Source organism: Microvirga sp. (assembly GCF_014699075.1).
GTDB lineage: Bacteria > Pseudomonadota > Alphaproteobacteria > Rhizobiales > Beijerinckiaceae > Microvirga.
This window is the reverse complement of record NZ_JACXAB010000005.1, coordinates 305,214-331,437: the sequence shown is the minus strand read 5'-3', so window position 1 is coordinate 331,437 and position 26,224 is coordinate 305,214. Positions and strand designations below refer to the sequence as shown.

At 63.1% G+C, this 26,224-nt stretch carries 31 protein-coding genes; 14 read left to right on the top strand and 17 right to left on the bottom strand.

Features of this window, described 5'->3' with window-relative positions; translation table 11 throughout:
- The first annotated feature begins 485 nt into the window (after positions 1-485).
- On the top strand, positions 486-809 hold the full coding sequence (locus IC232_RS11295) for a hypothetical protein (RefSeq protein WP_190845012.1): 324 nt from the start codon (positions 486-488) through the stop codon (positions 807-809).
- Between the two features lie 1,087 nt (positions 810-1,896).
- Here the strand turns inward: IC232_RS11295 and IC232_RS11290 are convergent.
- Positions 1,897-2,220: a hypothetical protein gene (locus tag IC232_RS11290; protein WP_190845011.1), complete on the bottom strand. Its 324-nt coding sequence runs from the start codon at positions 2,218-2,220 to the stop codon at positions 1,897-1,899.
- A 610-nt stretch (positions 2,221-2,830) separates the two neighbouring features.
- Between IC232_RS11290 and IC232_RS11285 the strand changes: the two genes are divergently transcribed.
- A complete protein-coding gene (locus tag IC232_RS11285) occupies positions 2,831-3,229 on the top strand; it encodes a DoxX family protein (RefSeq protein ID WP_190845010.1) in 399 nt (132 codons plus the stop codon).
- 35 nt (positions 3,230-3,264) lie between these two features.
- Here IC232_RS11285 and IC232_RS11280 read toward each other — a convergent pair whose 3' ends face one another.
- Entirely contained in the window at positions 3,265-3,960 is a 696-nt protein-coding gene (locus tag IC232_RS11280; RefSeq protein ID WP_190845009.1) for a DUF1269 domain-containing protein, read from the bottom strand.
- A 150-nt stretch (positions 3,961-4,110) separates the two neighbouring features.
- Between IC232_RS11280 and IC232_RS11275 the strand changes: the two genes are divergently transcribed.
- Complete coding sequence (locus IC232_RS11275; RefSeq protein ID WP_190845008.1) at positions 4,111-4,401, top strand: hypothetical protein; 291 nt, start codon at positions 4,111-4,113, stop codon at positions 4,399-4,401.
- Positions 4,402-4,486: 85 nt separating this feature from the next.
- Here IC232_RS11275 and IC232_RS11270 read toward each other — a convergent pair whose 3' ends face one another.
- Complete coding sequence (locus tag IC232_RS11270; protein WP_190845007.1) at positions 4,487-5,104, bottom strand: biotin transporter BioY; 618 nt, start codon at positions 5,102-5,104, stop codon at positions 4,487-4,489.
- 211 nt (positions 5,105-5,315) lie between these two features.
- Between IC232_RS11270 and IC232_RS11265 the strand changes: the two genes are divergently transcribed.
- Positions 5,316-6,227, top strand: a complete 912-nt coding sequence (locus IC232_RS11265) for an MBL fold metallo-hydrolase (protein ID WP_190845006.1) — start codon at positions 5,316-5,318, stop codon at positions 6,225-6,227.
- On the opposite strand, the gene IC232_RS11260 is transcribed toward IC232_RS11265, so the two are convergent.
- The 3 genes from IC232_RS11260 to IC232_RS11250 are packed head-to-tail and all read right to left on the bottom strand — an operon-like array spanning position 6,228 to position 9,321.
- Positions 6,228-7,007, bottom strand: a complete 780-nt coding sequence (locus IC232_RS11260; RefSeq protein ID WP_190845005.1) for a DUF1499 domain-containing protein — start codon at positions 7,005-7,007, stop codon at positions 6,228-6,230.
- Entirely contained in the window at positions 7,007-8,089 is a 1,083-nt protein-coding gene (locus IC232_RS11255; protein ID WP_190845004.1) for a M48 family metallopeptidase, read from the bottom strand. The genes IC232_RS11260 and IC232_RS11255 overlap by 1 nt, the downstream gene beginning before the upstream one ends.
- An 8-nt stretch (positions 8,090-8,097) precedes the next feature.
- Positions 8,098-9,321: a YjgN family protein gene (locus IC232_RS11250; RefSeq protein ID WP_246812150.1), complete on the bottom strand. Its 1,224-nt coding sequence runs from the start codon at positions 9,319-9,321 to the stop codon at positions 8,098-8,100.
- 188 nt (positions 9,322-9,509) lie between these two features.
- Here IC232_RS11250 and IC232_RS11245 point away from each other — a divergent pair, with 188 nt between their 5' ends.
- The 3 genes from IC232_RS11245 (at position 9,510) to IC232_RS11235 (ending at position 11,266) form a co-directional block, all read left to right on the top strand.
- Positions 9,510-9,998, top strand: coding sequence for a MarR family winged helix-turn-helix transcriptional regulator (locus tag IC232_RS11245; RefSeq protein WP_246812149.1), 489 nt, complete (start codon positions 9,510-9,512; stop codon positions 9,996-9,998).
- A gap of 8 nt (positions 9,999-10,006) precedes the next feature.
- Positions 10,007-10,852, top strand: coding sequence for a patatin-like phospholipase family protein (locus IC232_RS11240; RefSeq protein ID WP_190845003.1), 846 nt, complete (start codon positions 10,007-10,009; stop codon positions 10,850-10,852).
- Positions 10,853-11,074: 222 nt separating this feature from the next.
- Positions 11,075-11,266, top strand: a complete 192-nt coding sequence (locus IC232_RS11235) for a hypothetical protein (RefSeq protein ID WP_190845002.1) — start codon at positions 11,075-11,077, stop codon at positions 11,264-11,266.
- A 77-nt stretch (positions 11,267-11,343) separates the two neighbouring features.
- On the opposite strand, the gene IC232_RS11230 is transcribed toward IC232_RS11235, so the two are convergent.
- A complete protein-coding gene (locus IC232_RS11230) occupies positions 11,344-11,928 on the bottom strand; it encodes a L,D-transpeptidase (RefSeq protein WP_190845001.1) in 585 nt (194 codons plus the stop codon).
- Between the two features lie 195 nt (positions 11,929-12,123).
- Here IC232_RS11230 and IC232_RS11225 point away from each other — a divergent pair, with 195 nt between their 5' ends.
- Positions 12,124-13,065 carry a histone deacetylase family protein gene (locus IC232_RS11225; RefSeq protein WP_190845000.1) on the top strand — a complete coding sequence of 314 codons (942 nt, stop codon included), beginning with the start codon at positions 12,124-12,126 and terminating at the stop codon, positions 13,063-13,065.
- Between the two features lie 169 nt (positions 13,066-13,234).
- Here the strand turns inward: IC232_RS11225 and ribB are convergent, their stop codons facing one another.
- From ribB to IC232_RS11185, 8 genes are all read right to left on the bottom strand, one after another.
- Positions 13,235-14,524: a 3,4-dihydroxy-2-butanone-4-phosphate synthase gene (gene ribB, locus IC232_RS11220; protein WP_190844999.1), complete on the bottom strand. Its 1,290-nt coding sequence runs from the start codon at positions 14,522-14,524 to the stop codon at positions 13,235-13,237.
- 113 nt (positions 14,525-14,637) lie between these two features.
- Entirely contained in the window at positions 14,638-15,753 is a 1,116-nt protein-coding gene (gene aroC / locus IC232_RS11215) for a chorismate synthase (RefSeq protein WP_190844998.1), read from the bottom strand.
- Between the two features lie 1,128 nt (positions 15,754-16,881).
- Positions 16,882-17,286, bottom strand: a complete 405-nt coding sequence (locus tag IC232_RS11210; RefSeq protein ID WP_190844997.1) for a VOC family protein — start codon at positions 17,284-17,286, stop codon at positions 16,882-16,884.
- Between the two features lie 119 nt (positions 17,287-17,405).
- Positions 17,406-17,825, bottom strand: coding sequence for a hypothetical protein (locus IC232_RS11205; RefSeq protein ID WP_190844996.1), 420 nt, complete (start codon positions 17,823-17,825; stop codon positions 17,406-17,408).
- A gap of 45 nt (positions 17,826-17,870) precedes the next feature.
- Positions 17,871-18,464, bottom strand: a complete 594-nt coding sequence (locus IC232_RS11200) for a histidine phosphatase family protein (protein WP_190844995.1) — start codon at positions 18,462-18,464, stop codon at positions 17,871-17,873.
- 31 nt (positions 18,465-18,495) lie between these two features.
- Positions 18,496-19,320: an enoyl-ACP reductase FabI gene (gene fabI / locus IC232_RS11195; RefSeq protein ID WP_190844994.1), complete on the bottom strand. Its 825-nt coding sequence runs from the start codon at positions 19,318-19,320 to the stop codon at positions 18,496-18,498.
- Between the two features lie 317 nt (positions 19,321-19,637).
- Complete coding sequence (locus tag IC232_RS11190; protein WP_190844993.1) at positions 19,638-20,573, bottom strand: DnaJ C-terminal domain-containing protein; 936 nt, start codon at positions 20,571-20,573, stop codon at positions 19,638-19,640.
- Between the two features lie 101 nt (positions 20,574-20,674).
- Positions 20,675-21,154, bottom strand: a complete 480-nt coding sequence (locus tag IC232_RS11185) for an RT0821/Lpp0805 family surface protein (RefSeq protein WP_312895150.1) — start codon at positions 21,152-21,154, stop codon at positions 20,675-20,677.
- A gap of 45 nt (positions 21,155-21,199) precedes the next feature.
- Here IC232_RS11185 and pdxH point away from each other — a divergent pair, with 45 nt between their 5' ends.
- From pdxH to IC232_RS11170, 3 genes are all read left to right on the top strand, one after another.
- On the top strand, positions 21,200-21,808 hold the full coding sequence (pdxH, locus tag IC232_RS11180) for a pyridoxamine 5'-phosphate oxidase (protein ID WP_190844992.1): 609 nt from the start codon (positions 21,200-21,202) through the stop codon (positions 21,806-21,808).
- Between the two features lie 106 nt (positions 21,809-21,914).
- Positions 21,915-22,637, top strand: a complete 723-nt coding sequence (locus tag IC232_RS11175; protein WP_190845068.1) for an SDR family oxidoreductase — start codon at positions 21,915-21,917, stop codon at positions 22,635-22,637.
- A 165-nt stretch (positions 22,638-22,802) separates the two neighbouring features.
- Positions 22,803-23,222 carry a hypothetical protein gene (locus tag IC232_RS11170; protein ID WP_190844991.1) on the top strand — a complete coding sequence of 140 codons (420 nt, stop codon included), beginning with the start codon at positions 22,803-22,805 and terminating at the stop codon, positions 23,220-23,222.
- 265 nt (positions 23,223-23,487) lie between these two features.
- On the opposite strand, the gene IC232_RS11165 is transcribed toward IC232_RS11170, so the two are convergent.
- Positions 23,488-23,742, bottom strand: coding sequence for a hypothetical protein (locus IC232_RS11165; protein WP_190844990.1), 255 nt, complete (start codon positions 23,740-23,742; stop codon positions 23,488-23,490).
- 159 nt (positions 23,743-23,901) lie between these two features.
- On the opposite strand from IC232_RS11165, the gene IC232_RS11160 reads away from it, so the two are divergent.
- From IC232_RS11160 to IC232_RS11150, 3 genes are all read left to right on the top strand, one after another.
- The gene (locus tag IC232_RS11160; RefSeq protein ID WP_190844989.1) at positions 23,902-24,210 is read left to right on the top strand and encodes a LuxR C-terminal-related transcriptional regulator; all 309 of its coding nucleotides are present in this window, start codon (positions 23,902-23,904) and stop codon (positions 24,208-24,210) included.
- 504 nt (positions 24,211-24,714) lie between these two features.
- Positions 24,715-25,128 (top strand): response regulator, encoded by a 414-nt coding sequence (locus IC232_RS11155; protein WP_190844988.1) that lies wholly within the window; start codon positions 24,715-24,717, stop codon positions 25,126-25,128.
- Between the two features lie 134 nt (positions 25,129-25,262).
- Entirely contained in the window at positions 25,263-25,736 is a 474-nt protein-coding gene (locus tag IC232_RS11150) for a cupin domain-containing protein (protein WP_190844987.1), read from the top strand.
- 20 nt (positions 25,737-25,756) lie between these two features.
- Here the strand turns inward: IC232_RS11150 and IC232_RS11145 are convergent, their stop codons facing one another.
- Positions 25,757-26,068, bottom strand: coding sequence for a hypothetical protein (locus IC232_RS11145; protein ID WP_190844986.1), 312 nt, complete (start codon positions 26,066-26,068; stop codon positions 25,757-25,759).
- Between the last annotated feature and the right edge of the window lie 156 nt (positions 26,069-26,224).

Below are 26,224 nucleotides of genomic sequence, written 5' to 3'. Positions count from 1 at the left end.
TTTGCCGCGTTCATGACCCGTCGGAGGCCTGTTCCATAAAGGCACCTTTTCCGAAACTCTCGGCTTGCCGAGGAGATCATAGAGACCGCGCTGGCTGCAAAGCCAAGAAGTAGACCTGGCCAAGTCCACCTTTAGCGGTGTCAAAGCCGGTGGAACTCTGCGATGATGCCAGCTGCGGCCGCAGGAGACGCAATCCAAATGAGTGGAAACATCCCAGGCCTCTTCACCTATATCCTTCTGGCTCTCGTTTGCGTCGGACTGCTCTTGTCTCCGTATATCGTAGATCTCATCCCACAATAGAGCTGTTAGCTGAGGCGATTATGGGAACGGTAAGGCAGTTGCAGGAAGTCCGCAGCCAGCGCGGATAGCCGCCACCTAATCGCGGGTAGAAGCCAGTTCCCTCACATTGCGGGACTGTTCGAGACGCAGCCTCCACCGGCCACAAGACACCTGAGCTGGTACTGTGGGTGTGCGCGCACAGGATCATGCGGGTGTACACGCCCGTGGGCGGCAGCTGGCTTAACATGGCCGAGTCGATCCAGCGCGTGCTCAAGCGCCGCGCGCTCGCCCGGCAGCATCCGCATAGTCCTGCCGAGATCGGGAGCTGGTTCGAGCAGACGGCACGAAGCTGGAATGCCCAGCCGACGCCGTTCGTCTGGAACGGCAAACGCCGACAGCGGCGACGGCGCTGTGCGAAGGAGCAGATCTATCGCGTTGCCGGCTCCGGAGCCTGCACCGGCCAACCGCTTCCTCAGCCGAGATCACAAGTGCAAGCAGAATGCCAGATTCGACGGCAGACGACCCACTAGCGGATCAGCCCCATCCGCTCCGCTATGCTCTCCTCCACGTGTTCGTGAGGGCGGATCTCTACCATATGACAGCCATCGTCTCGGGTGTAAGATTTGCGGGGCTTGAAGAGCGTAGGATGGTTAAGCCTTGCCAAACCGAGTATTCCGGAGCCATTCATAAAACGGGACGTACGCTGGCGTCCTCAGTATGGAGAACGGACGTGTTTCGTGCGGTATTCGCTACAACAGTGCTTGCAGCCGGTGTTATGTTTGGGGCGGTACCGGAGGCTCAAGCGCAGAACCTGGTCCCCTGTGCCCAAGAAGGCGGCTTCTGCCGTGTTCCCTACCCGACACGGGTGATCTATGGCAGTCAGGGACGAAACGTTGAGGTTTTTGTCAGAGGAGGAGGTATCCCCTGTTCTAACCGGGCGTTCGGCGATCCTGCACCTGGTAGAGCCAAGCGCTGCGCCTTTGTGGCACGCGGTGGCAGAGGATGGGACGGCGACCGTCGTGGGCCTCCGCGCGGATATGGCCGTGATCGTGGCTTCCTAGACGATGATCGTTTCGATGCACCGCCTCGTGGTCGTGATCGTGGGTTCAGGGACGACAACGGTTTTGGCGGGCCTTCCCGTTCTCCTAATGTCTACTGATCCGGTACGGCCACCAAAAAGCCCCGCGCGATCATCTTGCCGGGACACCCTTACCAAAGCTAACGCAGTACTTGCGGCTTCAATCTTACAATCCGAGCGCTGCCTTGTGTTGATCTGGGAATGACTGTTGAGACCCTCAATGGGACCTATGGCCACCACCATGCCGATTTCCAAAGGCAAGCAGCTGATAACATTGTGAGAAAAGCATGATGAGCGGTAGACAGGTTCACGATGACAGAACGTGAGCATTCGACGTCGGCCACGACTGAAAAACACCAGAAAATAAGGGGTTTCACAGTCGCGCACCGCGTTCGGGACGTGGGGGTCGCAGGTTCAAATCCTGCCACTCCGACCATTCTTCTCCCGCAAAATCAACGGTAGCATTTCCGTATAGGTCATCGGGCAAACCAAGCCCGGGGCTGCTGTGCCCATCGAGCTCGGCTCGGCCTTTTGATGCTTTAATGCGTCGAGAAGCGGCCGTCTTCCTGATAGGTCTCGTAGTGCAGGGTCTGGGCCGGTATGGCCTCGAGCTGGCGTGGCGCCCTCGGCCAATCCTGCGGAACCTCGTTGGTCTGGGGCATGTAGCGGGGGCGGAAGCGCAGGTCGACAAGGCTGCGTAATTCGGGAGCAGCGAGATCCAGAACATTGGCATCCCGCCAGCGGCGGTGCAGCTTGGCCCTGCCCGTCATGCGCCCCCAGAGACCCGCGACCTCTTCCTCGACTTGCAATACAATGCGCCCGGTCCAAGTCTTGCGCAGATTAAAACGCCCTGTCAGAGCCATTTCACGCTCCTCAACTCTTTCTATCACTTCAAAATCTGAACGCCAAAGCCGCGACTGCTTATGCTATCAAGCCTGGCAATTCGCGGGCCCGGCGCTCGGCTGAATCCATTCCTTTAGCCAATGCCTTTGCGAACCAAGGGTTCCGGCCCACACATCCATCAGCCACAGATGTCACATCCAGGATGTGCGTCAGGGCACGAGCGGCCGCTTGTGAAAGTAAATAATTAAGCTTTGCAAGAATTCAGGAGATGGGACGATTAATATGGAGGGAGAAAAATAGCAGTTGGTTCTTTGAAAAGATCCCGTGAAATCGGAAAGATTTCCGAATGGTTTTGTCAGCCCCGGCGCGGCTTTGACGTGAGATCGAGGGTGACGAGTTGCCCGGTTTTCGGATCGAGGATGGTCATGAAGGCCCCCTGTTCTGTTGGCATAGGAGAAACGCCGCAAGACCTGAACGGATCAAACGCTCTTCGGAACGTGGTAAGCAATTCGTTACTGCAAGCTTTGCTTTAAGGGCTGGGAACGGTCCGCCTGAGCTTGTATCCGGTTGCTCCCTCCTCGGCTGATCGGCACCGCCGATCGCCCCTCCCCACAATCCGGAGACTGACCGATGAACACAGCTCATCTCGAGACCGTTTGGGCGCCACGCCTTCTCAGCATCCTGCGCATCGTCGCAGCGCTCATCTTCATGGCACACGGAACGCAGAAGCTCCTCGGCTTTCCTGCCTCTCCCAATCCTGCTCCGGCGGCTTTCACCCTGCCCTGGATCGCCGGTGTGCTCGAGCTTGTCGGCGGCGCGCTGCTGATCCCGGGTCTCTTTGTCCGGCCCGTGGCGTTCGTCCTCTCCGGCCTGATGGCGTTTGCCTATTGGCTCGCCCATGCGCCGCGCAGCCCCTACCCCGTGTTGAACGGCGGCGATGCTGCAATCCTCTACTGCTTCGTGTTCCTGTTCCTCGCTGCCGCCGGCGGCGGTGCATGGAGCCTGGATCGCACATTGCGCAAGGCTTGATGCCACTGAGTAGGTGAGAGGCTACAGCCTCTCACCTACTCAGGTTTCGTGCCGGTGGGGCGACGCAGGCGCTCGTCCTCCACCTCAACATGGAGCGTGTGGTCGTTCCCATCCTCGTCGCTGTCGTCGAGCGGAATCGGCATCAGATCCGTGATGAGCCCGGTTGTGGTCGAGGCTGCGGCACCGATGGGTGGAGCCGGCGCCTCGTCGAGGCGCCTCTTCTCGTCACCCGACTCGACCTCACCCTCGTCATCGAGAATGTTGACCACCCTGTCCATCTGAGCGTCATCGACCTTCACGGTCACGAGCGCCCCACCGCGGCGCACGCCGTCCGCATAGGCATGCGCCTCCTCATCGCTGAGGCCGGCATCGGCCAGCGCACCCGCAAGACCACCCACCGCCGCGCCCGCACCGGCACCGACCAAGGTCGAGACGATCCAGCCGGCTGCGATCACCGGTCCAAAGCCTGGAATGGCGACCGTTCCGAGGCCTGCCAGAAGACCCGCGCCAGCTCCCGCGACTGTTCCGGCTGCCGCCGTGGCTCCGGCGAAGGGATGTGAGGATCCATCCGGCTCGAAAGACTGCGACGCATGATGCGAGTAGGCATCGTTGAAGTTGTTGGACACGAGACTGATCTCGAAATCCGGCATGCGGGCTGCCTCGAGCCGCTGCACCGCCCGTGCGGCCTCCTCATAGGTGTCGAAGAAGGCGGTAATCCTGCGCTCGGCCATGAGAGCCCTCCGGTCGTTCTGCCTGTGCGAAGCTAATGAGCGGCCTCAGATGCGGTTCCCTGCGCGGCCATGACACCTTTCAGCCGGCTCAACTCCCTGGTAAGTTCAAGCAAAAGGTGCCCGAAAAGGGTGACTTGGGGGCTTCCCGTGATGAGACACATTCACCTCGACGATGGCTTGCGGCTGCGTTTTCCCGGCCGCAGCGAAGATTTCGACCAGGGCGTCGAGATCGGCATGATTGCCGTTCTGATGGACCAGGCTTCTCCTGAGTTCTCGCGCTGGATCGCCCGCTCCAACCTCAGCCAGGTTCAGGCCATCGCCAAGCAGATGGGCTACCGCATCGAGGAAGGCAGCGGCGACGAGGAATGGGTGGACGTCACCTTCCTGCACAGCAGCGTCAAGGCTCGTCCGAAGCTCAAGCTCGTTCATTCGGTCGGCTGAACGCCACCAATCCCAGTCTCTTAAATCCTGAAAAAGAAGAAGCCGCCCGGAGGCGGCCTCTGAAGTCTCTTGCCTGAAGGCTGGATCAAGCCTTGCCACCGCGACGGGTCACGGACCAGGCGGCCTGCATGAGGGCCACGGCCAGGGCTGTCTTGACGATGGTAGCGGCCACGAACGGGGCGGCGCCGACCGTCCAGGCCTTCGCGAAGGGCATCACCAGGGACAGCTGAGACAGGCCGAAGGCGAAGATCACCGCGTGGCCGATGCTCATCATTACGATAACGCGCAGGAGCGAACGGTCCCAGCCGCGCTCGGCCATGAAGCCCATCACGAGAGCAGCGGCCAGGAAGCCGAACAGGAAGCCGCCGGTGGGGCTCATGAAGTAGCCGATACCAGCCGCCAAGGGAGGGGTGTTGGCGAAAACCGGCATGCCCATGGCGCCCTCGGCCAGATAGAGAGCCACGGTCGCGCCCCCGAGGCGCCAGCCATAGGTTGCGCCGATCATCAGCACGACTAGGGTCTGCAGCGTCATCGGGACGTAAGGCAGCGGCACCTGAACCTTTGCGGAAACGGTGAGAAGCGCGGTGCCGACAACCATCAGCACGATGGCACGGAGCGCAACGAAGCGGGCATCATCCCGCGACGGCCAGAGGAGGCCGACGAGGGTCGAGGGCGAAGACAGCGAAGGGGCGCTGGTCGTCATACGGGCAATCTCCAGATCATTCCGCCATGCGCGCGGCGGCTCATGAAGCCTTATAGGAGGGTCCGGCCCCTGCCTCAAGCCGCCGTCTTGAGCATTCGCCGCGGCTGTGGACACCCTTTAGTTCAAGACAGGGTGCGGAAAACAGGGTCCTCTTTTCCGCCCGATGCGCTAGGAACGGGCGATGTCCTGACGGCAGTTGCAAGGATCTCCCATGGCAGACGACCTCACCTTCGACACAAGCCCCCCGGCCGTGGCCGAGGAATGCGTGCGTGTGAGCCCGCTCGTCCGCCGGGTCGTCGCTAACAATCCGGGGCCCATCACCTTCACGGGCACCTGCAGCTACATCGTCGGCACCGGGAATGTCGCCATCATTGATCCCGGGCCAGACATGCCGGATCATGTGGAAGCGATTCTCCACGCCGTGCGGGGCGAGACGGTCACCCACATCCTCGTCACCCACACCCACAAGGATCATTCGCCGGCGGCTGCCGCCATCAAGGCCGCCACGGGAGCCCCCATCGTCGGCTGCGCCCCCCATCATAGCGCCCGCCCCCTGTTCACCGGCGAGGTCAATACCTTGGAGGCGAGTTCCGACAAGGATTACGCGCCCGATCAGGAACTGAGCGAGGGCGATGCGATCGAGGGCGCCAGTTGGACCCTGGAGGCACTCGCCACACCCGGCCATATGGCCAACCACCTCGCGTTCGTGCTGCCCGAGGAGAAGGCGCTGTTCTCCGGCGATCACGTCATGGCCTGGTCCACCACGGTGGTCGCTCCGCCCGACGGCTCCATGAGCGCGTTCATGGCCTCCCTAGACAAGCTTAGGGGCCGAAAGGAATCCCTCTACTGGCCGGGCCATGGCGGACCGGTGCTGGAGCCGCAGCGCTTCGTGCGCGCTCTGACCCATCATCGCCGCCAGCGGGAGGCCTCGATCCTCAACAGGCTGAGGGCCGGCGACCGGACGATTCCTGAGATCGTGGCCGCCATCTATCAGGGCCTGAACCCGGCGCTGGTCGGCGCCGCCGGCCTGTCGGTGTTCGCCCATCTGGAGGATCTGGTGGCCAAAGGACAGGCTGCCGTCGATGGCCTTCCCGCCCTCGACAGCGAGTATCGCCCCGCCTGATCAGCGAACGGCGATTGCCAGGTTGGAGGTTTCTTCGAGGAAGTCGCGGATGTGTTCCGCGTTGGCGCCCAGATCATGATTGCCGAAGCGGGAGGCCGAGCGGAGGTCGATGCGTGTGCCGTCGACACGCGGGCGGACCCGCACCGTGATGTCGGAGGGGACCCGAAGGATGAGCGATCGGTCGACTGCCTCCAAGCGCCCGAGACCGGCGCGTCCCCCCGGCGGAACGGCTTCGATCACGCGCCACCCGAGATTGTCCGCCGCCTTGCGCACGAGGGCAAAGGCCTCGTCTGGGCCAATGTCGAGGGTGAGCGGCGCGATCTGAACATAGGAGGCCCGCTGCATCTCCCGCATCTCTGGTGCCGCATCTGTGGGAACGCGCCCATCGCGTGCCTCGAGCGCTGCCCGGGAGCGGGAAAAGGCGGGCGGATCGTCCGTGTCGGTGGTCGCATCGGTGATCGCCGGCAGGGTGACGGCCTTGAGCGCCATGAAGCCGGGATAGGCGAGCACCAGCAATGCTATGATCAATCCCTTGATCGCGCTTCCCAGCCCCTGTCGTCCCTCCTGCCAGATGCGAATGAACCCGGCCAGAGCGCACAGAACCGCCACGAGAGCGATCGCGATGCCTGCCCCGAGGGCGATGAAGCCGGATTGGTAATCGATCCGGCCGAAGCGGATCAGCAGCACCGCCAGGATGGTCACGGCGAGCGCGAACCAGGCCAGCGTGGGCGACCACTTCGCCGGCCGCGAGTAGGGTTCTTCGATGATGAGGCGACGCATCAGGTGGTCTTACAAATCTCTTTGAGCGCGCGCCACTGCTCATCTGAGAGCAGAGGCGCGCCGGGACGGGACGGCACCTGATTTTCCAAAGCTTTCAGCCGTTGATCGGTGACGGGGTGGGTGGAGAGAAAAGCCGGGACCTCGAAATCGTTCCCGTCGTCGTCCTCATGCTCGTCCTCGATCCGCTTGAGCAGCAGGGCCATAGGATGGGCGGGACGCCCGAGGGCCGTCATGGCACTCCCCGCAAAATCATCGGCCGCCACCTCCGCCTCCCGGGAATATGCGCTGTCCACCAGGTAGCGGCTGACGACCACGATGGCGCCGCCTCCGGTGACATCGCCCAGCAACAGACCGAGGAGATAGGATGTGCCGCCTGCTTGGATCAACTTGCGCAGCCCATCCCGGTGGGCCACATGGCCGATCTCGTGGGCCAGCACGCCGGCGATCTCGTCAACGGATTGTGCCTCATCGAGAAGCGCCTTGAACAGATAGATCCGCCCTCCCGGCAGGGCGACGGCGTTCGGCACTTTCGATTCCAGCACCAGCACATCGACATCGACCTGCGAGCCCTGTGCTCCGCGCAATTGTGCGACGAGGCCTTCGAGCGCCGCGAGCCCCCGTGGTTCCTTGCAGATCTTGCCGCTGAAGATCGTGCGGATCTGGTTGTCGACCGCCGTGCCGAGGCGGCGCTCGTACGACGCCGGAATGAGCGGCGTCAGCCGCTCGGCCACAATGGGAAGCAGGACGAAGACGCAGAGCAGGATCGACACAGCCGCCGCCGCGGACCAGAACAGGATCCGGCCCGGCCTCTCCCGGTGAACAGTATCATCGAGATGCCTGCAATGCTGCCTGATGGCCGCCTGCGTTTCCGCATCCGCGACGTCGAGGCGAACCAGGGAGGGCGCTCCTTCGCGCGTCAGCCGCAGAATGCCGTCAGGAGCGTCGCGCCTTCTGACCTCGCCGACAGGCCAGGAGGCGACCCATTCAGGCCCTTCCTGAAGATCGATGGACGATGGGGTGATCTTGATCGAAACCGTTCTGCGACGGGCGCTCTCGCCGTCATAGAACACCGCATCCGCCATCGCTCACCTCATATGCCGACGTTGAAATCGAGTGCGTCGGCCAATCCTTCTCCGAGAACGCCCGCCGGCTGCCCGGCCGCCACCACGGCATCCATCGCCTGCAGGTTGGTCACCGTCGTGGAGGTCACGATCGCAGCCCACAGGCCCCGTCCGAGGAAGTAGCGTTGAAGGACGCCGAGACCGAGCAAGGCAACCAGATATCCGAGGACCGCCAGAACGCCAATGCCAAACCCCGTCCAGGAAAACTCCTCCATCTCTGCGGCAACATTGGCCAAGGAGGAGGAGAAGCCGAAAACGACGAGTCCTGCCAGAAGCCCGAATGCGATAAGGAAACCAAGGGAGGAAAAGATTAGCTTGAAGAACAGGCCGTAATATGTGCCAGCCCGAAAATTGCTGGTCGCGGTCACTTCGCCGAAGCGCAAACCATCGATGTGCCACCGGGTGCAAATCGCCATCGCCAACGGCACAAGCACCACGATAAGCAGACCGATGAGAACCGCGATGCCCCGCAAGGCGGGCTTACCGCTGCCTGTGGCAATGTCGGAGGCGACGAAGAGGAAAAAGGTGAGGGCCAGAAGAATGAGCCCGAGCGCCCAAACCCACCATCCGCGCTTGAACAGGGACCAACCGGTTCCGACGAAGCCGCCTTGGATGCTGCCGATATAGGTGTGGCGCATCCGGTAGCGCTCGAGGGAGGCCATGGCCCATGGCAGTGCAAGGCCGAGCGTGAGAAGGGTCGCGAGATCCCACAGGATGGCCCGCACGGCATAGGCCCAGCCCGCGCCCTTCATCCAGAAGCGAACGCCCCGGAAGATCGTTCGGCTCGCACGGTACTTGCGGGCGCGATAGGTGCCGAAATGAGCCAGCACATACATGATGACCACGAGCGGCACACTGGCGAAGGCAACCTGTTCTTCGAGGATGATGCCCAGGATGCCATAGGCGATGTAGAGGGGGACGAGAACGGCCAGGGCGACGAGGAAGCCGATCAGCAGCTCCTTCGCCGTGCCGGTATATTCGAAAGCCTCCCCGTCGATCTGCGTGTTCGCCCAGAGATGCCGCCGCAGCTTCGTGATCAGCCAGAAGCGGTAGAAGCCGAAAGTCGGGATCTGGAACAGGCTTCCGGTGATCAGAAGCCTGAGGAAGTCCCCGCCTCTGCCCGAGAAGGACATGGACGTGTTCTGCGAGGGCGGCGGTGTCAGGGGCAGATTGGTGGCAAGAGAGGCGATCATGGGGTGAGGCTCACTGCTGGTCGCTCAAGATCTACCACAATTGTGAAATATTAGAACGCCATGCGATCAGCCACCCCCTTTGCTCCACTGGAAAGGCGCTGGAGAGACCCCGGATGCCATGGCGCAAGGGGTGACGAGGTGAATGGTCTCGCTGTAAACTATCCGTCTTGTACCTGGAGTTAGAAGCTTTGACGTTCCCCTCTTCCGCCTCTGCCGAGATCGAAGCTGCCGATCCTCTGAGGATCTGGTTCCGGATCATTCGCCTGAACCGGCGAGCAACGAATGCAGTGGCGGCGGAACTCAAGGCGCTCGGGCTGTCGATTCCTCAATTCGACCTGCTGTCCACTCTCACTGAGCGCGAGGGCTCGAGCCAGCAGGAGCTGGCGGAACGGCTCTATGTCACCAAAGGCAATGTCTCGGGCCTGCTCGACCGCATGGTCGAAGCCGGCCTCGTGGAGCGACGCGCAATTCCCGGCGACCGGCGATCCAATGCTCTCTATCTCACGGCGAAAGGGCGCGACCTCGCCAACCAGGGGATTGCGGCCCAGCGCTCCTATGTGATGCGGACCCTCGGAATGCTCCCGCGGCAGGATCTCGTCGAGTTGGAGCGGCTCGTCCTGGCCTGGCGCGACCGGGCACGGGCCGATGAGGATGCTTCGCCCACCCAGGAGCGGTAGAGGCACCGATGTTCGATGCCGTGGCATTCGCGGGCGGCGGCAACCGCTGCCACTGGCAAGGAGGCTTCTGGGAGGCCGCGGCGCCGCTGCTCGGATTGAAGCCGGAGATGGTCGTCGGCGTGAGCGCAGGCGCCTGGTCCGCCTGCTACAGCCTTCTCGGCCTCGGACGGAAGGTCAACGAGATGGTGGCCGACGGCTGCAGCCTCGGGCGCCGCAATTTCGAATGGCGTGCCTGGCGCAGCGAGGGCTCTCCCTGGCCCGTCTCGCTCATGTATCGCAGCCTCATCGAGAGCATCATCGACGAGGCTGCCCTGGAGCGCCTGAAGCAAGGCCCCAATGTCCTGATCGGCCTTGCGCGCAAGCCGCGCCGCCTGCCCCTGTCGCTCGCCGTTCCGCTGGGGATCGCCACTTACCAGATCGAGAAGAAATGGCGCTCCCCGATGCACCCGAGAGGCGGCCGCGCCCTGGGCTTTCGCCCGGAATTCGTCCGTGTGCAGGATCTTGCGTCCCCGGCGGAGCTCTCGGCAGCCCTGATGGCCAGCGCCAGCGTGCCGCCCTTCATGCCGGTCGGTCGCATCGGCGGAATGGCGGCCCTCGATGGCGGCCTTGTCGACAACGTGCCGACGGACCCCCTGCTTCCCGTCGAGGAGCAGGGCGGCAAGACCCTGGTGATCCTCTCCCGGCTCTACCGGTCTTATCCTGCAGTGCGGGGCCGCACCTACATCCAGCCTTCCCAGCCGGTCCCGATCGGACAGTTCGACATCACCAATCCGGCTGGAATCCGCAAGGCCTATGAGATGGGCCTGGGGGACGGCGAGAGCTTTGCAAAAGGTGTGGCTGCGCACAGCTTCTGAAGAAGCGTCGCTTTAGAACATCCGAAGGTGACGCAACGACAAGATGGGCAGTATTCACGCTGCAGATGGCGAGAAAACTGCACCGTTAAGTGTTGATTCACCTTGAGGCATGCATCTGCAGCCAAGCCAACACATGATCACCGGTCTGCCCCAAAGCGGTCACAGCCCTGGAGATCATAAAGGCAGGTTGCAGAGACAGCCTGTGTTTTCCAGAGAGGATCCATGACCCAGAACGCTTCAAGCCGAGACATCCGTTCAGGCCAGCAGAATGCCGCGCAGTCCATTCCGGCCTTCAAGGACGTCGCCCTGCCGGCTCTCGCAGCCGCCGTTCAGGCCGCCAAGCTGCAGCAGAACCGTCCGAAGGTCTCCGAGCTTCCCGCGTTCCTGCGCAAGGAAGCCGTGCTGGGCCAGTGATCCCAAACAACCGATCCAAAACAAAAGAGCGCCCGAGGGCGCTCTTTTCATGTCAGGTTTCGGGCTGCGCTCCGGTCTTACCGGACGATGACTTTCGTGTTCACCGGCACGCGGTTGTAGAGGTCGATTACGTCGATGTTGCGCATCCGGATGCAGCCCGACGAGACGGCAAAGCCGATCTTCTCCGGCTCGTTGGTGCCGTGGATGCGGTAGAGGGTGTCCTTGTTGCCCTCGTAGAGGTACAGCGCCCGTGCTCCAAGCGGGTTGCTCGGTCCGCCCTTGGTGTATTGGACATGCGTCCAGCGCGCCTTCATCTCGGCCGGCGGGTTCCAGTCCGGCCACTCGGCCTTGCGGGCAATGGTGGAGGTGCCAGTCCAGCCATAGGCCTCGTCGCCGACCGCCACGCCGTAGCGGATCGCCTTCCGGTTGGGCTGCACGAGATAGAGCTGGCGCTCCTTCGTATCGACCACGATGGTCCCGGGCGCCTCGCCTGTCGGATCGTCGATGAGGTAGCGGCCGAAGCGCGGATCTTCCTCGGCTTTCGGGATCTGCGCTATCCACTCGGCATCCCGCGCTGAGACCTGCGGATCAGGCACGCCTTTGTAGTTGCAGCCCGCCAGGGCCATCATTGCCAAAAGAAGGGGCAGACTCAAAAGGCGCATCGTGCAAAGCTCTGAAGACTCAGCGGAACTGAGGTGAAGGGTGGTTTCGGGCGGGTTTATAGACCGGACGGTCGTCAACGCGAATCGAAACACACCATGGCACGGCTCCGCTTTCAAAGGTGTTGCATCGCAACAACATAGACAGACCCATGTGACGCTGCGAAATTCAGCAGCGTTCCTTACTCAAGAAAATCCATGTCCACGCTTTACATTGCCCACCCGGCCTGCCTCGACCATCAGACGCCGTTCGGTCATCCCGAGCGCCCCGATCGCATCCGCGCCATCGAGCGTGCCCTGGAGAAGGAGCGGTTCACATCGCTCATCCGCGAGCAGGCGCCGATGGCTGAGATGGACTCTCTCGCCCTCGCCCATCCGGAGGACCACATCGTCCGCCTTCGCGACATGAGCCCCCGGGAAGGGATCGTTCGCATCGACGAGGATACGGTGATGTCGCCCGGCACCTATGAGGCGGCCCTGCGGGGCGCCGGCGGTGCGGTGCTGGCCGTTGACGAGGTGATGAGCGGCAAGGTGAGGAATGCCTTCGTGGCCATGCGCCCGCCGGGGCACCATGCCGAGCGCGTCCGTGCCATGGGTTTCTGCTTCTTCAACAACGCGGCGATCGCAGCCCGTCATGCTCAGAAGAAGCACGGTGCCGAACGCGTGGCGATCTTTGACTGGGACGTGCACCACGGCAACGGCACCCAGGACATCTTCTGGTCGGACGGAACCGTGCTCTATTGCTCGACCCACGAGGCGCCGCTCTATCCCGGCACCGGCGCGCTCTCCGAGACGGGCGATCACGGCACCATCGTCAATGCGCCCCTGAACGCCGGCGACGGGAGCGAGGCCTTCCGCGAAGCGGTGGACAATGTCATCGCGCCGCGCATCGACAGCTTCGCGCCCGATCTCATCATCATCTCGGCGGGCTTCGACGCCCATTGGCGCGATCCGCTCGCCAGCCTTAATCTGACCGAGTCGGATTTCGCCTGGGCGACGCAGAAGCTCATGGATCTCGCCGACCGCCATTGCGGGCAGCGGATCGTGTCGGTTCTCGAAGGCGGCTACGACTTGGAGGGCCTCGCGAAGTCTGCGGCCTTTCATCTCGATGCGTTGATGGGGCGCGAGACGGGGACCTAGGCTTAGGTCCTACTCACTGTCATTCCGGGGCCGCGCAGCGGAGCCCGGAATCCATAAACGCTGACAGTGCAAGGAATGTTGTGACGCAGATCGTTTTTACTTCATGCGTCGTGGTTATGGATTCCGGGCTCGACCTGCGGTCGCCCCGGAATGACAAGAAGGAAGCCGATCACCCCTCGATCGGCTCCTGCCCCAGAAGCTCGATGCCGAAGCCGGAGAGGCCCACGTAGGAGCGGCTCGAGGTCGCGAGGTTGCGGATGGACACGACGCCAAGATCCTTCAGGATCTGAGCCCCGAGGCCGATCTCGCGCCACTGGCTCGAGCGCATGGCCTCCGATTCCGTCTCCTCGGTTTCAGCAAAGGACGTGGTCGGCACGCCCGCCGTGCCGTCGCGCAGGTAGACGAGAACGCCCCTGCCCTCCTTCACGAAACGCTGCAGGGAGGCGTTCACCGCCTTGCCGCCCTCGAACACGTCGGTGAGCGCGTTGGCCCGGTGCAGGCGCACGGGGATGTTGGTGCCGTCGCCGATGCGGCCATGCACGAGGGCGATGTGCTGCACGCTGTCGAACGGCGTCGAATAGGCATAGCCGGTGAACGAACCCCATTGCGTCTCAACCGGGAAGGTGGCGATACGCTCGACGAGCTTTTCCCGCGCCTGGCGATAGGCGATGAGGTCCGCGACCGAGATGCGCTTGAGGTTGTGGGTCTCGGCGAAGGCATCAATCTGCCGGCCCTTCATCACCGTGCCGTCGTCGTTGGCCAGCTCGCAGATCACGCCCACCGGCGGCAGGTCGGCGAGCTTGCACAGGTCAACGGCGGCTTCCGTATGACCCGAGCGCATGAGCACCCCGCCGTCCTTGGCAATCAGTGGGAAGACGTGGCCTGGCCGCACGAAGTCGGTCGCGCCCATGTTGTTGTTGGCGAGCGCCCGCACCGTATTCGAGCGCTGCTCGGCAGAGATGCCGGTGGTGAGCCCGTGCTTCACGTCGACCGTGACCGTAAAGGCCGTGCCGAGCGGCGCATCGTTCGAGGCCACCATCGGATCGAGCCGCAGACGGCGGGCTTCGGCGGCGGTGACGGGCGCGCAGACGATGCCGCAGGTGTTGCGGATGATGAAGGCCATCTTCTCCGGCGTGCAGAGGGAGGCGGCAACGATCAGGTCGCCCTCGTTCTCGCGGTCGTCGTCGTCCGTGACGATGACGATCTCGCCGCGGGCGAAAGCCTCGATGGCATCGGTGACGGAATTGGGCATCAGGGCCTCCTTGGCGGCCGGGGGCAGGAAGTCGTTGGGCGTGACAGCTCCACGGGTTTCACGGGCGATCAAATCCGCCGTATCCCGCGAGAGCCAAGCCTGTTCGGAATTGCACATCTGGGTGATGGCGCCGGGCGTGACGCCTATCCGCCGCGCGAATTCCACACGCGAGACGCCGTTGCGGATGAGCCAATCAGCCAGTTTCATGAGAATGGCTTAGCCGATGGCGGGATTTTAGTAAAACTAAAATCTGCCGACAAGCCTTTGCATAAATGCTTTGTCCTCACCCTGAGGACTGCGTGTGATCGTCTGCTATGGCCTCAGCCCTGAAACGGCCAGGCCGCGCTCTGCCCCACCTGCCCCCGGTGACGGAGCACGTGGTCGGCCAGAACACAGGCGACCATGGCCTCGCCCACCGGCACGGCACGGATACCGACGCAGGGGTCGTGCCGGCCCTTGGTCATCACCTCGGCCTCAGCGCCTGAGCGGGTCACGCTGGCGCGGGGCGTGAGGATCGAGGAGGTGGGCTTCACGGCAAAGCGGCTGACCAAAGGCTGGCCCGTGGAGATGCCTCCGAGCACGCCGCCGGCATGGTTCGACAGGAAGGTCGGCACACCGCCATTGCCCGGACGCATCTCGTCGGCATTCTCCTCGCCGCGAAGAGCCGCTGCGGCGAAGCCGTCGCCGATCTCCACGCCCTTGACGGCATTGATCGACATGAGCGCGGAGGCGAGGTCCGAATCGAGCTTGCCATAGATCGGGGCGCCAAGGCCCGGCGGCACGCCCTCGGCCACGATCTCGATGACGGCACCGATGGAGGAGCCGGCCTTGCGCAGGCTGTCGAGATACTCCTCATAAAACGCCGCTGCCTTGGCATCCGGGCAGAAGAACGGATTGCGGGCGACCTCGTCCCAGTCCCAGTTGCCCCGGTCGATGACGTGCGGCCCCATCTGCACGAGGGCGCCGCGGATCGTGATGCCGGCGAGCACCTTGCGGGCAACGGCGCCTGCGGCCACGCGGGCTGCCGTCTCACGGGCCGAGGAGCGGCCGCCGCCGCGATAATCGCGGATGCCGTACTTCACGTCATAGGTGAAATCGGCGTGGCCTGGGCGGTAGGAATTCTTGATCTCGGAGTAGTCCTTGGAGCGCTGGTCCACGTTCTCGATCATGAGCGCGATCGGCGTGCCGGTGGTCACCTGCCGGCCCGTGCGCTCGTCCGTGAACACGCCCGAGAGGATTTTGACCTGATCCGGCTCCTGGCGCTGGGTGGTGAAGCGCGATTGCCCCGGTCGGCGCCGGTCGAGCTCCGCCTGGATCTCGTCCGCCTCCAGCGGGATCATGGGCGGGCAGCCATCGATCACGCAGCCGAGGGCCGGCCCGTGGCTTTCGCCGAAGGTGGTGACGCGAAACAGGTGACCGAAGGTGTTGTGGGACATGGCGCTTCTTCAGGGTTCACGGCGTCATAAGACCAAAGCGCGCGAGTGTCACGTCCGGCCCGAGCCGACTGCCATCCCAGACGGCGGAGCCGACACAGGATCGCGGGCAGGATAAGGTGTTGGATCCTCGCCGGTGTCATCCCCGCGCAGGTGGGGATCCATAACCACGACGTTTCAGAATAGAGCGAACAGCGTCGCGCCTCGTTCTGCACCGTCAGCGGTTATGGATCCCGGGCTCTGCTGCGCAGCCCTGGGATGACGGTGCTTTACTCGTCGTACGATCCCGGATCAGCCTTGCCGTCCGGGATGACGCGGGTGGGGTGGCAAAGAGCCAGCACCTTGGGGCCCGCAGCGGGTGCTGCGAGCCTGAAGGGTGATCGAGGGTGGCGCTCCGGGCAGCCCAGCTCGATGGTTGATGTTGAATGGAAGAGCCAGACTACTCTTGGCGCACGGTTTGTTTCAGCGGACCTGGAACAAGCCAGGATCGGCCACCCGCGATCACAGGGGTGCGAGCCCTGCGGCGGGACCGTGCCTGCTCCCACACTGCGACACCTCGCGAGCGCGCCCCTCACAGGAGCAGGTCTACACAACGATATAGCCGAGCTTAGAGCAACCGTCAAGAACAAAGTGAGAACAAACTCTCAACCTCCTTCCCTCTCCCCTATGCGGGAGAGGGTGGCCTGCGCAGCAGGTCGGGAGAGGGGCCGCGCTCAACCGGATTGCCCCTCTCCCGGCTCACCCCGTTCGCTACCCCCCGCAGGGGGAGGATTCGCGCACCATTCTTGCCCACGCCTCGCTCTAATCCTGAGAGACTGGCTCATAAAGAGGAACACGCCTCGGCTTTCGTCATGGCCGGCCTTGTGCCGGCCATCCCGATGCTGAAAAGCACGGCGCTTCAAGCCATCGGGATCACCGGCACAAGGCCGGTGATCCCGTCAGGAGTGTTGCCGGTCCTTTATGAGCCAGCCTCTGAGGAGGTCACGCAGTGACCGTCTCGAAGGAGGCTCCAGAGAGCACTGGACGATCCTTCGAGACGCAGCCTGACGGCTGCTCCTCAGGATGAGGGCGGAGTGGTGGACAGCAAACACGGGGATCCCCCACCAAGTCCGGGGATGACGTAGAAGGCGATCACGGGCGACCATCCGTGAACTGAACGAGGTCCCACAGATTGCGGTAGAGATCCCTGAACACGGCGACGATGCCGTAATCCGCCTGCTTGGGCTCCCGAACGAATGTGATGCCGGCCTCGACCATGGCGGCATGGTCGCGCCGGAAATCGTCGGTTCGCAGGAACAGGAAGATACGGCCGCCGGCCTGGTTGCCGATGAAGCTCTCCTGATGAGCATTGGACGCGCGTGCCAGCAGCAGGGATGCGCTCCCCTGGCCCCGCGGCCTGACGACAACCCAGCGCTTGTCCTGCTCCGGCTGGTATGTGTCCTCGACCAGTTCGAACCGCAGCTTGTTCACATAGAAGTCGATGGCCTCATCGTAGTCCCGGACCACAAGGGCGACATGAGCAATCCCTTGATTCACGGCGGTCTCCTGCGTGGTCGGAGGAAGCGGGCAACCCGGCAGGGGCAGTTCCCTTGGGGTCGATGATCGACCTTATTCCAAGCGGATCCGATCCGTACAGGGCATGGGCGTCTGGGGCCTTAGCGATACGGGTAGCAACGGCTTCGGTCGAGCGTCAGGCCGAAATGCTCGCCGAGCTTGGCGATGGCCTCATCGTGCTGGAGGTATGGATCCCGGTTTTCGGGACCGACGATGATGGTCCGAAAGCTTGGTTCATGGCGCCCGCCCGGCGGCAACATGGCCGTGACGAGCGCCTGCCCCTCCGCATCGCGCAGGGTCAGGAACAGGGGCATGACGCGCTGAATGTGGGCCTTGAGGCCGATATTCTTCTCGACGAAGGAACTCGAGGTAGAACGGTAGCTCTGAGCGGCGGCCTCCCAGGCCAGACGGAAGTGCTTCTCGACCGCATGGTGCATGGCATCGGATTCGAGCGCAGCCTCCCCTTCGGTTTCGATGAGAAACCAAGTCGTCGAGTCCGGAGCGTCGCAGATGTATTGCATATTCTTCAACGCGGGAGCGCGGCGATGGTTGTCGTGGTGAAGCCGTCACACCCAGCGGTAACTGCGCCCTTCGATCATGAGGATCTTACCCTGCCAGATGTCCATGCTGGCGGCTTGGCGGGCGTTGACGCCGCAGGCGATGGCGAGGAAAGCGCGGGCGACGCCGCCATGGGCCACCACCACCGTGTCGCGGGTGACGTCATCGAGGAACGGGCGGATGCGGTCGACCAGCATGGCGTAGCTCTCGCCGCCGCCGGGCGGTGCGTAGTGCCACTTGTCCTGCTCGCGCAGGGCCGCCAAGGATGGCTCGGCCTTACGCACTTCCTTCCAGGTCATGCCTTCCCAGATGCCGAAGGTCAGCTCCACGAGGCGCTCGTCCAGCTTGTAGGATTCCGGGTGCAGGCCCAGGGTCCCCCGCAGAATCTCCATGGTCTCGCGGGTGCGGGTCATGGGGCTCGCCACATAGGCGAGGTCCTCGACATGAGGCGCGAGGGCCTTCAGCTTGCGGCCCGCCTCGTCGGCCTGGACACGTCCGACATCGTTGAGCGGAATGTCCTTCTGCCCCTGAAGGCGCCCTTCTAGGTTCCAGTCCGTTTCGCCATGGCGAATGAAGTAGATCGTGTGGCGGGACGGGGTCACGGGAGAATCCGGTTACGCGTTGACTTAAGGCTCAGTCTTTATCGAGGGAGAGATCCGGGGCTTCCGGGTTCTTCATGCCGACCACGTGGTAGCCCGCATCCACGTGCAGGATTTCGCCGGTCATGCCGCGGGACATGTCGGACACGAGATAGGCGGCGGTCTCGCCCACCTCCTCGATGGTGACCGTGCGCCGGAGCGGCGAGTTGTACTCGTTCCACTTCAGGATATAGCGGAAGTCGCCGATGCCGGAGGCGGCGAGCGTCTTGATAGGGCCCGCCGAGATGGCGTTGACGCGGATGTTCTTGGGGCCGAGATCGGCCGCCAGATAGCGCACGGACGCCTCGAGCGCTGCCTTCGCCACGCCCATGACGTTGTAGTGCGGCATCCACTTCTCGGCGCCGTAATAGGTGAGCGTGAGGAGCGAGCCGCCCTCGTTCATCAGCTTCTCGGCGCGCTGCGCGATGGCCGTGAAGGAATAGCAGGAGATCAGCAGAGACTTGGTGAAGTTGCCCTCGGAGGTCTCGACGTATCGGCCCGTCAGCTCGTCCTTGTCCGAGAAGGCGATGCAGTGGATCACGAAGTCGATGGAACCCAAGAGGCGCTTCACCTCCTCGAACACCGCATCGATGGTGGCGCCGTCCGTTACGTCGCAATGGCCGACCACATGGGCATCGAGCTCCTTCGCCAGGGGCTCCACGCGCTTCTTCAAGGCATCGCCCTGATAGGTGAAGGCGAGTTCCGCCCCGTGCTGGCGGGCCGCCTGCGCAATGCCCCAGGCGATGGAACGGTTGTTCGCCACGCCCATCACCAAGCCACGCTTGCCGGCCAGAATGCCGGTGGCCTTTGTCTCCGCCATGATTCACCTAGATCGTCGCTGGATCGTTCAAATAAGAACGGCCTCTTTAACCGACCCGGCAGCCACGGGGAAGCCCTCTTGAGGCGGCTTGGGCAATCTGGTGCTTGGGGGCTGTTCCGAATGCCATTCCCACTGTCATTCCGGGGCGCCGAAGGCGAGCCCGGAATCCATAACCGCTCACGATACAGAACGACGTGCGACGCTTATTATCTCTTCCGGAAGCGTCGTGTTTATGGATTCCGGGCTCCGCTGCGCGGCCCCGGAATAACAGTGGAAAGTTACGCTAGGGGAGATCAGACCCCGCCGAGGACGTGCTTCTACTTCGCCTTCGCCGAGAGGCGCCTGCGGGCGTAGTCCATCAGGTCCTCGTCCACGATCTCCGGCAGCTTGATCTCCGTGGTCACGAGAAGATCGCCATGACCGGTCTTGCCCGGCAGGCCCTTGCCGCGCAGACGGAAGGTGCGGCCGGAATTGGTGAGAGGCGGGATCTTCATCTCCACCGAGCCGGTGAGCGTCGGCACCCGCACCGACCCGCCGAGGACGGCCTCCTCGATTTCGACCGGCAGCCGCAGCCGCAGGTTGGAGCCTTCCGGGGTGAAGCGCTCATGGGGCGCGAACGCGATGGTGAGCAGTGCATCGCCCGGATCGATCCCGGGAGCGCCCTGCCCTAAGCCGCGCAGGCGGATCACCTGGCCGTCGGCGACGCCTTTCGGGATGACCACGTCCACGTCCCGGCCCGTGGGGAGCCGGACCCGCTTCTTCGCCTCGGCGGCGACCTCTTCAAGCGTCACCGTGAGCGTGGCCTCGACGTCCTCGCCTTTCTGCTTGGGATGGCTGCGGGCCTGACGCGGGCTCTCGCCCCCCTGCCGGAAGGCGTTCTCGAAGATTTGGGAAAAGAAATCCTCGCCCGGATCGGCCCCGAAGCCGCTCCTGCTGCGCCGTCCGCCGAATGGATTGCCTCCCCCAAAGCCGGAGAAACCCTCAGCCCCGCCCCGGCTGCCGCCGAAACCCTCGAAGCCGGAAAAGCGCGGCTTGCCCTCGGCGTCGATCTCGCCCCGGTCGAACTGGGCTCGCTTGGCTGCATCGCCCAGGATCTCGTAGGCCGAATTGGCTTCGGCGAACTTGTCCTTGGCCTTGGGGTCGTTCGTGTTGCTGTCGGGATGATAGGTCTTGGCGAGCTTGCGGAACGCCTTCTTGATGTCCGCTTCGCTCGCAGAGCGGGACACGCCGAGAACGTCATAGGGGTTTCGCATCGTGGAATCCTGAACCGTCGGATTGGGAGCCTAAAGGCTCAAAGGTTTGACGGTCATATGGGCAAAGTGTTGCCCCTTTGCAACGCCTCAACCGGACAGGGCTAGACTTTGGCCGAGCCCTTCAGCGGCTTGACCTCCTTGAGCGTCCATTCGCTTCCCGAGGGCCGGCAGGCCGTGCCCTGCAGGGCGCTCACGGATGGGCCGCTCAGATGGGCCGAGAAGCTGCGGCAGATTTCGTCGTTCTTGACGAAGGGCGCTCCCACCGGGGTGAAGGTGCCCTTGCGGGTGGTCGCCGGGTTGTCCCAGGAGACCTGGGTGCCGGGCCCCTGCGGGTCGAGGGCGACGGCCAGCGCCGCCTTGGCCCGGCGCCAGTCCTCCTCGTCCAGATAGGCCGAGAGGGTGATGTCGCTCTTGGAGGCGATTGCGCCCGTTGCCTTGGGTCCATCCTCGTCCAGGGCCGACAATCCCAGGGACATGCCGCAGGCGCCCGTTGACAGGGCGATCAGCCCAGCCGCAAGCACTTTCAGCGCTTCGCTGATACGAGCATCTGATCTATAACGGCGCGGATCGATCCACGTCACGCGTTGGGTCCCCCAGAACCAAAAGTCACATAACGAGATAAAACAGTGAGCGGGTTAATAACTGGTGACTTCACGGAGTCGGACGAGCCCTTCGCCCTCTTCCAGGCCTGGTTGAAGGAGGCGGAAGCCTCCGAGCCGAACGATCCCAACGCCATGGCGCTCGCCACCGTGGACGAGACCGGGCTGCCGAACGTGCGCATGGTTCTGCTGAAGGGCTTCGACGAGAACGGCTTCGTATTCTACACCAACACGGAATCCAACAAGGGCCGCGAGCTCCTGGGCCAGCAGAAGGCCGCCATCGTGCTGCATTGGAAGAGCCTGCGCCGGCAGGTGCGCGCCCGCGGCCCCGTGACGCTGGTGAGCGACCAGGAGGCCGACGCCTATTTCCAGAGCCGCCCCCGCGACAGCCGCATCGGCGCCTGGGCGAGCCAGCAATCCCGCCCGCTGGAGAGCCGCTTCGCGCTCGAGAAGGCCGTGGCCCTGAACACCGCAAAATTCGCCGTGGGCGAGATCCCGCGCCCGCCCCACTGGACGGGTTTTCGGATCGCCCCCGTTTCCATCGAGTTCTGGCAGGACAAGCCGTTCCGGCTCCACGACCGCGTGGTGTTCAGCCGCGACGGCGACGGCTGGCGGAAGGTGCGGCTCTACCCTTGATCGATATTCTTGGCCGTAGACCCTGACCCTGAACAGGTCTAAGGGTCGGCACCCTCTCACGAGAGATCTCCCGATGTCCTCTTCGCCCAGCAGTTCCCGCCGCATCATGCTGCTCACCGGCGCGAGCCGCGGCATCGGGCATGCCACGGTCAAGCGCTTCTCCGCGGCCGGGTGGCGGGTGATCACCTGCTCGCGGCACGGTTTCCCCGAGAACTGCCCGTGGGAGATGGGGCCGGAGGACCACCTGCAGGTCGATCTCGCCGATGCCCAGGACACCCGCCGGGCCATCGCCGAGGTGAAGGAGCGTCTGGCCGTCGAGGGCGGCTGCCTGCACGCGCTCGTCAACAATGCGGGCATCTCGCCCAAGGGCGAAGGCGGCTCGCGGATGGGAACCCTCGATACCCGCTACGAGGACTGGCTGCGGGTGTTCCAGGTGAACTTCTTCGCCTCGATCATGCTGGCCCGGGGCCTCCAGGACGAACTCACCAAGGCCAAGGGCTCGGTGGTCAACGTGACCTCCATCGCGGGTTCGCGCGTCCATCCCTTCGCGGGCGCCGCCTATGCCACCTCCAAGGCAGCACTGGCCTCCCTGACCCGCGAGATGGCGGGTGATTTCGGCCCGCTGGGCGTGCGCGTGAATGCCATCTCGCCGGGCGAGATCGACACCGCGATCCTGTCGCCGGGCACGGACAAGATCGTCGAGCAATTGCCGATGCGCCGTCTCGGCACCCCGGACGAGGTGGCAAAAGCCATCTACTTCCTCTGCACGGACGCGAGCTCCTACGTGACCGGCGCGGAGCTTCACATCAACGGCGGCCAGCACGTCTAAAGCCTCGGACCCAAAAGTGGACTTGCACTTTTGGGACAAATCCGATGCTTTCTTCTTGAATGAGAGCATCGTGTGACCGGACCCAGCGGGCCGCGCTAGCGAAAACCGAATCCACTTTTCACTGGCGTGGCCCGCTGGGTCCGCACGATGCTCTAGAGGTGATTCATGCCCCGACGCCGGATGCAGAGCCTTGTCATGGCGTCGCTGATGATCGGCTCAGTGACGGGAGCGTCGGGCCAGGAAGCCCCTGACAGAACCCCCTTCGCCGATCCCGACATGCACCCCTCCTATCGGGCGCAATGCCATGAGGTGCGGGAGCTGACGAAGGATCGCGAGACCGGCGAGACCCGCGTGGATTTCAGCGTGACGGGCGCCCTCGCCCTCGTGCATTTCGACGGGACGCTGGCCTATCTCGGCCTGTGCGGCACCGCGCCCGCCCCGAAGGTGCTCTGCGTCACCTACCAGACCAACGACATGAAGGTGGGCGACGTGGTGACGGTGGCCGGCGGCTACAGCCGCCCGAACCCGGATTTCATCGTCCTCGATCCGTGCTTGGCTCAGCGTCCGGACGAGACGGCGCAGTAGGGAGCGCCACGCCGCCCGCGCGGGCCGGGCTATGCCCCATCACGACGGCAGACCGCGCCGCTCTCTCTAGAAGGAGAGTGGGGTGGAGCATCCAGCAGGCACTCGGCTTACCATGACGGCTTTCATGATGCCGCCCAGCAGGAGCCGTTGTTCTCAAAGGTTACAAGTCTCCCATGACCCACTTCCGCGGCACCACCGCCATCTCCGATCTCAATAGCGTATGGAAATTGCACGGCGATAGATCTCGGCGTGATTGGGTCTTGGATTAGGACAGCGGTGTTCCGGGAGGTGCTTCCTTGAAGCAGCGGCACAGGTGCTTCTCGCAGCCAAGATTGGTGTCGATTAGGACCTGAGAGGCCTTGTGCTCGACGCATCTTGCCTCAACCAACATCTCGACGAAATTCACGGCCGAGTAGCGTTCTGCAAAGCCCCCAACAAACTCATCGTTGCAGAAAATCAGCCAGGCGCCATTGTTGTCGATGAGTTTGTAAGTTGCGTAGGAAGAGGACAACGACAACATCAAACTTGCTCCGCGCCGTTTTTGACGCTGCTAGACATATCATCTGTCGCTCGCTCAAACTAGATGGCGCTGCTCACTACTCCCGAAGGGGAATAGCAATTTTTCCGCCGGCAAGAGACAAATATTAACGACGGGTTAATCCCGTTGAAGGGGGAAGCAATGGCCAAGTTGGACACCCAAGCTGTCCATGCCGCGACAGACGAAACACTCTTGGCGGCAAACCAAAATCACGTTCCAAACCGGTCGCTCACTGATCCAGAGGCCCAAATCCTCCTCCTGATCGCAGCAGGCAGGCAAATCACCGAAATCTCTGTTGCCGTTGAAGCGGACCAGGCTGCTGTGAAGCAACACATCAAATCGATCTTACGGAAGGCTATGGCCTCCAGGCGCGTAGCCAACCGTGCAACGACGAATGATCTCCGCCCCTCAGAGTTGGCATGTGAGATGGCGAGCCCCTTCATCGCGTAGTGCGAGGCAGTGCTCACCCTCTCTTCACCCGTCCCTGCTATAGCCCTCCCCACGGATTCTTTTACTGAACGGAGATCGGCCTTATACTCAGCCTCACCCTGACCTTAGGGATAAGAGGGTCTGCTCAGGCAGATGGCATTGCTGGGCCCGGCAATGCATCAGGGGCGATCGTCATTTCTAACGGCCGCCCTGCTTTGGGGTGGCTACAACCAACGCAGGGCGTAACGACCTCCGACTTTCTCAGTTCTCCAGCCACGCTCGCCAGGGCTTAGGTGGGGGACGCACATGTTGGATCCAGGTTGCGACGACAGGCAGTGCGGTGAGCTTGTCCTGGTCCCTCTCGCTTGGAGAGATGTCGGGCTTCGGCGGGCACGGGACACTCCCTCTCCTAGTCCCATGACACTGCGACAACCCTTCGTGACAATCCCTCAAAATGGCACGCTGGATTAAGCCGCCGTTAATCGGATCAGGCGGAGACTCGGGCATCATCTGGAGGAAACCAGAATGGTCTCCGCTTCCCGTTCCAAGGCCACAATCCTTGTTGTCGAAGATGATGCGCTCACCCGAGAACTCCTGACTCAGCTGCTCCGTGCAGGTGGCTTCGATGTCATCGCTGTACCGGCAGGAGATCGGGCTTTGCTGATTCTTTGCCAGTTGGGCGAAGAGATCGACTGGCTCGTGAGCAAGGTCAGCTTGCCTGGACTCGTCTGCGGATGGATCCTCGCGGACGAGTACCATGAGCATCACCCCCATCGGCCTGCCCTTCTGCTCTCGGATCTGGACCCGGCAGACAAGCCGTTTGCGCACGCGGTCTTCATCCCGCCGCTGGCGCCCATGAGGGTTCTTGAGGTGCTGCAGGCTCTGAAGAATCCTGAACCCGCTCAGGTGCTCCCGTTCCCGATCACACAGGCAGCATGATCTAGTCCCGCGGCACCCCGGCCGTCTCCGAGATCACCGGCCTGCCATTGCCCGAAATTGCCCTCTCCAATCGCCAAGCTAGCGTGCTAGCGTCGCTTGATCGGCTTCAGATGCAATGACAACCAAGAGGCGAGATGATGGATCAGGGTTCGGGAGACAGAGCACTCGTCCGGCGGGCTGGCGAAGGCACCCACAATCAAACCTTCGATCTGCAGCGCACCTTCCTGGTTCGCTCCGATGAATCCAAGGGGGCCTTTTCCCATTGGATTGAAAACGTTCCGGCCGGGGCTGGTCCGCCGATGCATGTGCATCACAGGGAGCAGGAGATGTTCCGCGTCCTCGCCGGCCAATTCCGTTTCTGGTGCACGGGCGAGGTTCAGGACCTGACGGACGGTGACACCGTCCTGATCCCGAAGGGGGCTCCGCACACCTTCAAGAACATCGGCCCCGGCGAGGGGCAACTGCTGATCACCTTGACCCCTGGTGAAGGGGACGGCTTCTTCCTCGAGGTCGAGCGGCTCGGCCTCACCCCGTCGCGGGACATGCCGCAGATTGTGGAGATTGCAGGCCGCTACGGCGTTGAGTTCCTCGGACCGCCGCCCGCGTGAGGGAGGGACAGTCGGCAGGATCACTTCAGCGCTTGCTGTTGGCCTGCGCTCCACTGGAGTTGCGGATAGCGTCCACCGGCAAAGCCACTGGCGAAGATGCCTATTGCGGCGAAGCTCACTGCACAGAATACCGTGAAGGCCAACACGAAGGCTGCCCCTTGCCTTTGCATCCGCCATAAGGACGGGACGAACGGAGCCAAAAGCAGGGATCCAAATATCAGGAGCAGCAGGAAGAAGGCTTGGAGATCCGGGTCGCCGTAGATGAGATCCACCTGCACGCCTTTTTCGCGTGGCGGCTCACCAAGGAAGAATCGAGCGAGTACCTCGAACATCGCATTGCCCCGAGCGGGGTTATTTGGGTTTGCTGTCGAAACGACAGATGTGCACCAGAACCACCCCCGTTGGTCCTAACGCCCGCCCTCACCATGCAGGAAGGTTGTGACGCATCTAACACGGCCGCTTAAAAATTGGCCATATCCTCGTTAGTT

Coding starts and splice junctions, on each gene's coding strand:
- IC232_RS11295 (WP_190845012.1), top strand. CDS start 486: ATGCGGGTGTACACGCCCGTGGGCGGCAGCTGGCTTAACATGGCCGAG.
- IC232_RS11290 (WP_190845011.1), bottom strand. CDS start 2,220: ATGGCTCTGACAGGGCGTTTTAATCTGCGCAAGACTTGGACCGGGCGC.
- IC232_RS11285 (WP_190845010.1), top strand. CDS start 2,831: ATGAACACAGCTCATCTCGAGACCGTTTGGGCGCCACGCCTTCTCAGC.
- IC232_RS11280 (WP_190845009.1), bottom strand. CDS start 3,960: ATGGCCGAGCGCAGGATTACCGCCTTCTTCGACACCTATGAGGAGGCC.
- IC232_RS11275 (WP_190845008.1), top strand. CDS start 4,111: ATGAGACACATTCACCTCGACGATGGCTTGCGGCTGCGTTTTCCCGGC.
- IC232_RS11270 (WP_190845007.1), bottom strand. CDS start 5,104: ATGACGACCAGCGCCCCTTCGCTGTCTTCGCCCTCGACCCTCGTCGGC.
- IC232_RS11265 (WP_190845006.1), top strand. CDS start 5,316: ATGGCAGACGACCTCACCTTCGACACAAGCCCCCCGGCCGTGGCCGAG.
- IC232_RS11260 (WP_190845005.1), bottom strand. CDS start 7,007: ATGCGTCGCCTCATCATCGAAGAACCCTACTCGCGGCCGGCGAAGTGG.
- IC232_RS11255 (WP_190845004.1), bottom strand. CDS start 8,089: ATGGCGGATGCGGTGTTCTATGACGGCGAGAGCGCCCGTCGCAGAACG.
- IC232_RS11250 (WP_246812150.1), bottom strand. CDS start 9,321: ATGATCGCCTCTCTTGCCACCAATCTGCCCCTGACACCGCCGCCCTCG.
- IC232_RS11240 (WP_190845003.1), top strand. CDS start 10,007: ATGTTCGATGCCGTGGCATTCGCGGGCGGCGGCAACCGCTGCCACTGG.
- IC232_RS11235 (WP_190845002.1), top strand. CDS start 11,075: ATGACCCAGAACGCTTCAAGCCGAGACATCCGTTCAGGCCAGCAGAAT.
- IC232_RS11230 (WP_190845001.1), bottom strand. CDS start 11,928: ATGCGCCTTTTGAGTCTGCCCCTTCTTTTGGCAATGATGGCCCTGGCG.
- IC232_RS11225 (WP_190845000.1), top strand. CDS start 12,124: ATGTCCACGCTTTACATTGCCCACCCGGCCTGCCTCGACCATCAGACG.
- ribB (WP_190844999.1), bottom strand. CDS start 14,524: ATGAAACTGGCTGATTGGCTCATCCGCAACGGCGTCTCGCGTGTGGAA.
- aroC (WP_190844998.1), bottom strand. CDS start 15,753: ATGTCCCACAACACCTTCGGTCACCTGTTTCGCGTCACCACCTTCGGC.
- IC232_RS11205 (WP_190844996.1), bottom strand. CDS start 17,825: ATGCAATACATCTGCGACGCTCCGGACTCGACGACTTGGTTTCTCATC.
- fabI (WP_190844994.1), bottom strand. CDS start 19,320: ATGGCGGAGACAAAGGCCACCGGCATTCTGGCCGGCAAGCGTGGCTTG.
- IC232_RS11190 (WP_190844993.1), bottom strand. CDS start 20,573: ATGCGAAACCCCTATGACGTTCTCGGCGTGTCCCGCTCTGCGAGCGAA.
- IC232_RS11175 (WP_190845068.1), top strand. CDS start 21,915: ATGCTGCTCACCGGCGCGAGCCGCGGCATCGGGCATGCCACGGTCAAG.
- IC232_RS11170 (WP_190844991.1), top strand. CDS start 22,803: ATGCCCCGACGCCGGATGCAGAGCCTTGTCATGGCGTCGCTGATGATC.
- IC232_RS11165 (WP_190844990.1), bottom strand. CDS start 23,742: ATGTTGTCGTTGTCCTCTTCCTACGCAACTTACAAACTCATCGACAAC.
- IC232_RS11160 (WP_190844989.1), top strand. CDS start 23,902: ATGGCCAAGTTGGACACCCAAGCTGTCCATGCCGCGACAGACGAAACA.
- IC232_RS11155 (WP_190844988.1), top strand. CDS start 24,715: ATGGTCTCCGCTTCCCGTTCCAAGGCCACAATCCTTGTTGTCGAAGAT.
- IC232_RS11150 (WP_190844987.1), top strand. CDS start 25,263: ATGATGGATCAGGGTTCGGGAGACAGAGCACTCGTCCGGCGGGCTGGC.
- IC232_RS11145 (WP_190844986.1), bottom strand. CDS start 26,068: ATGTTCGAGGTACTCGCTCGATTCTTCCTTGGTGAGCCGCCACGCGAA.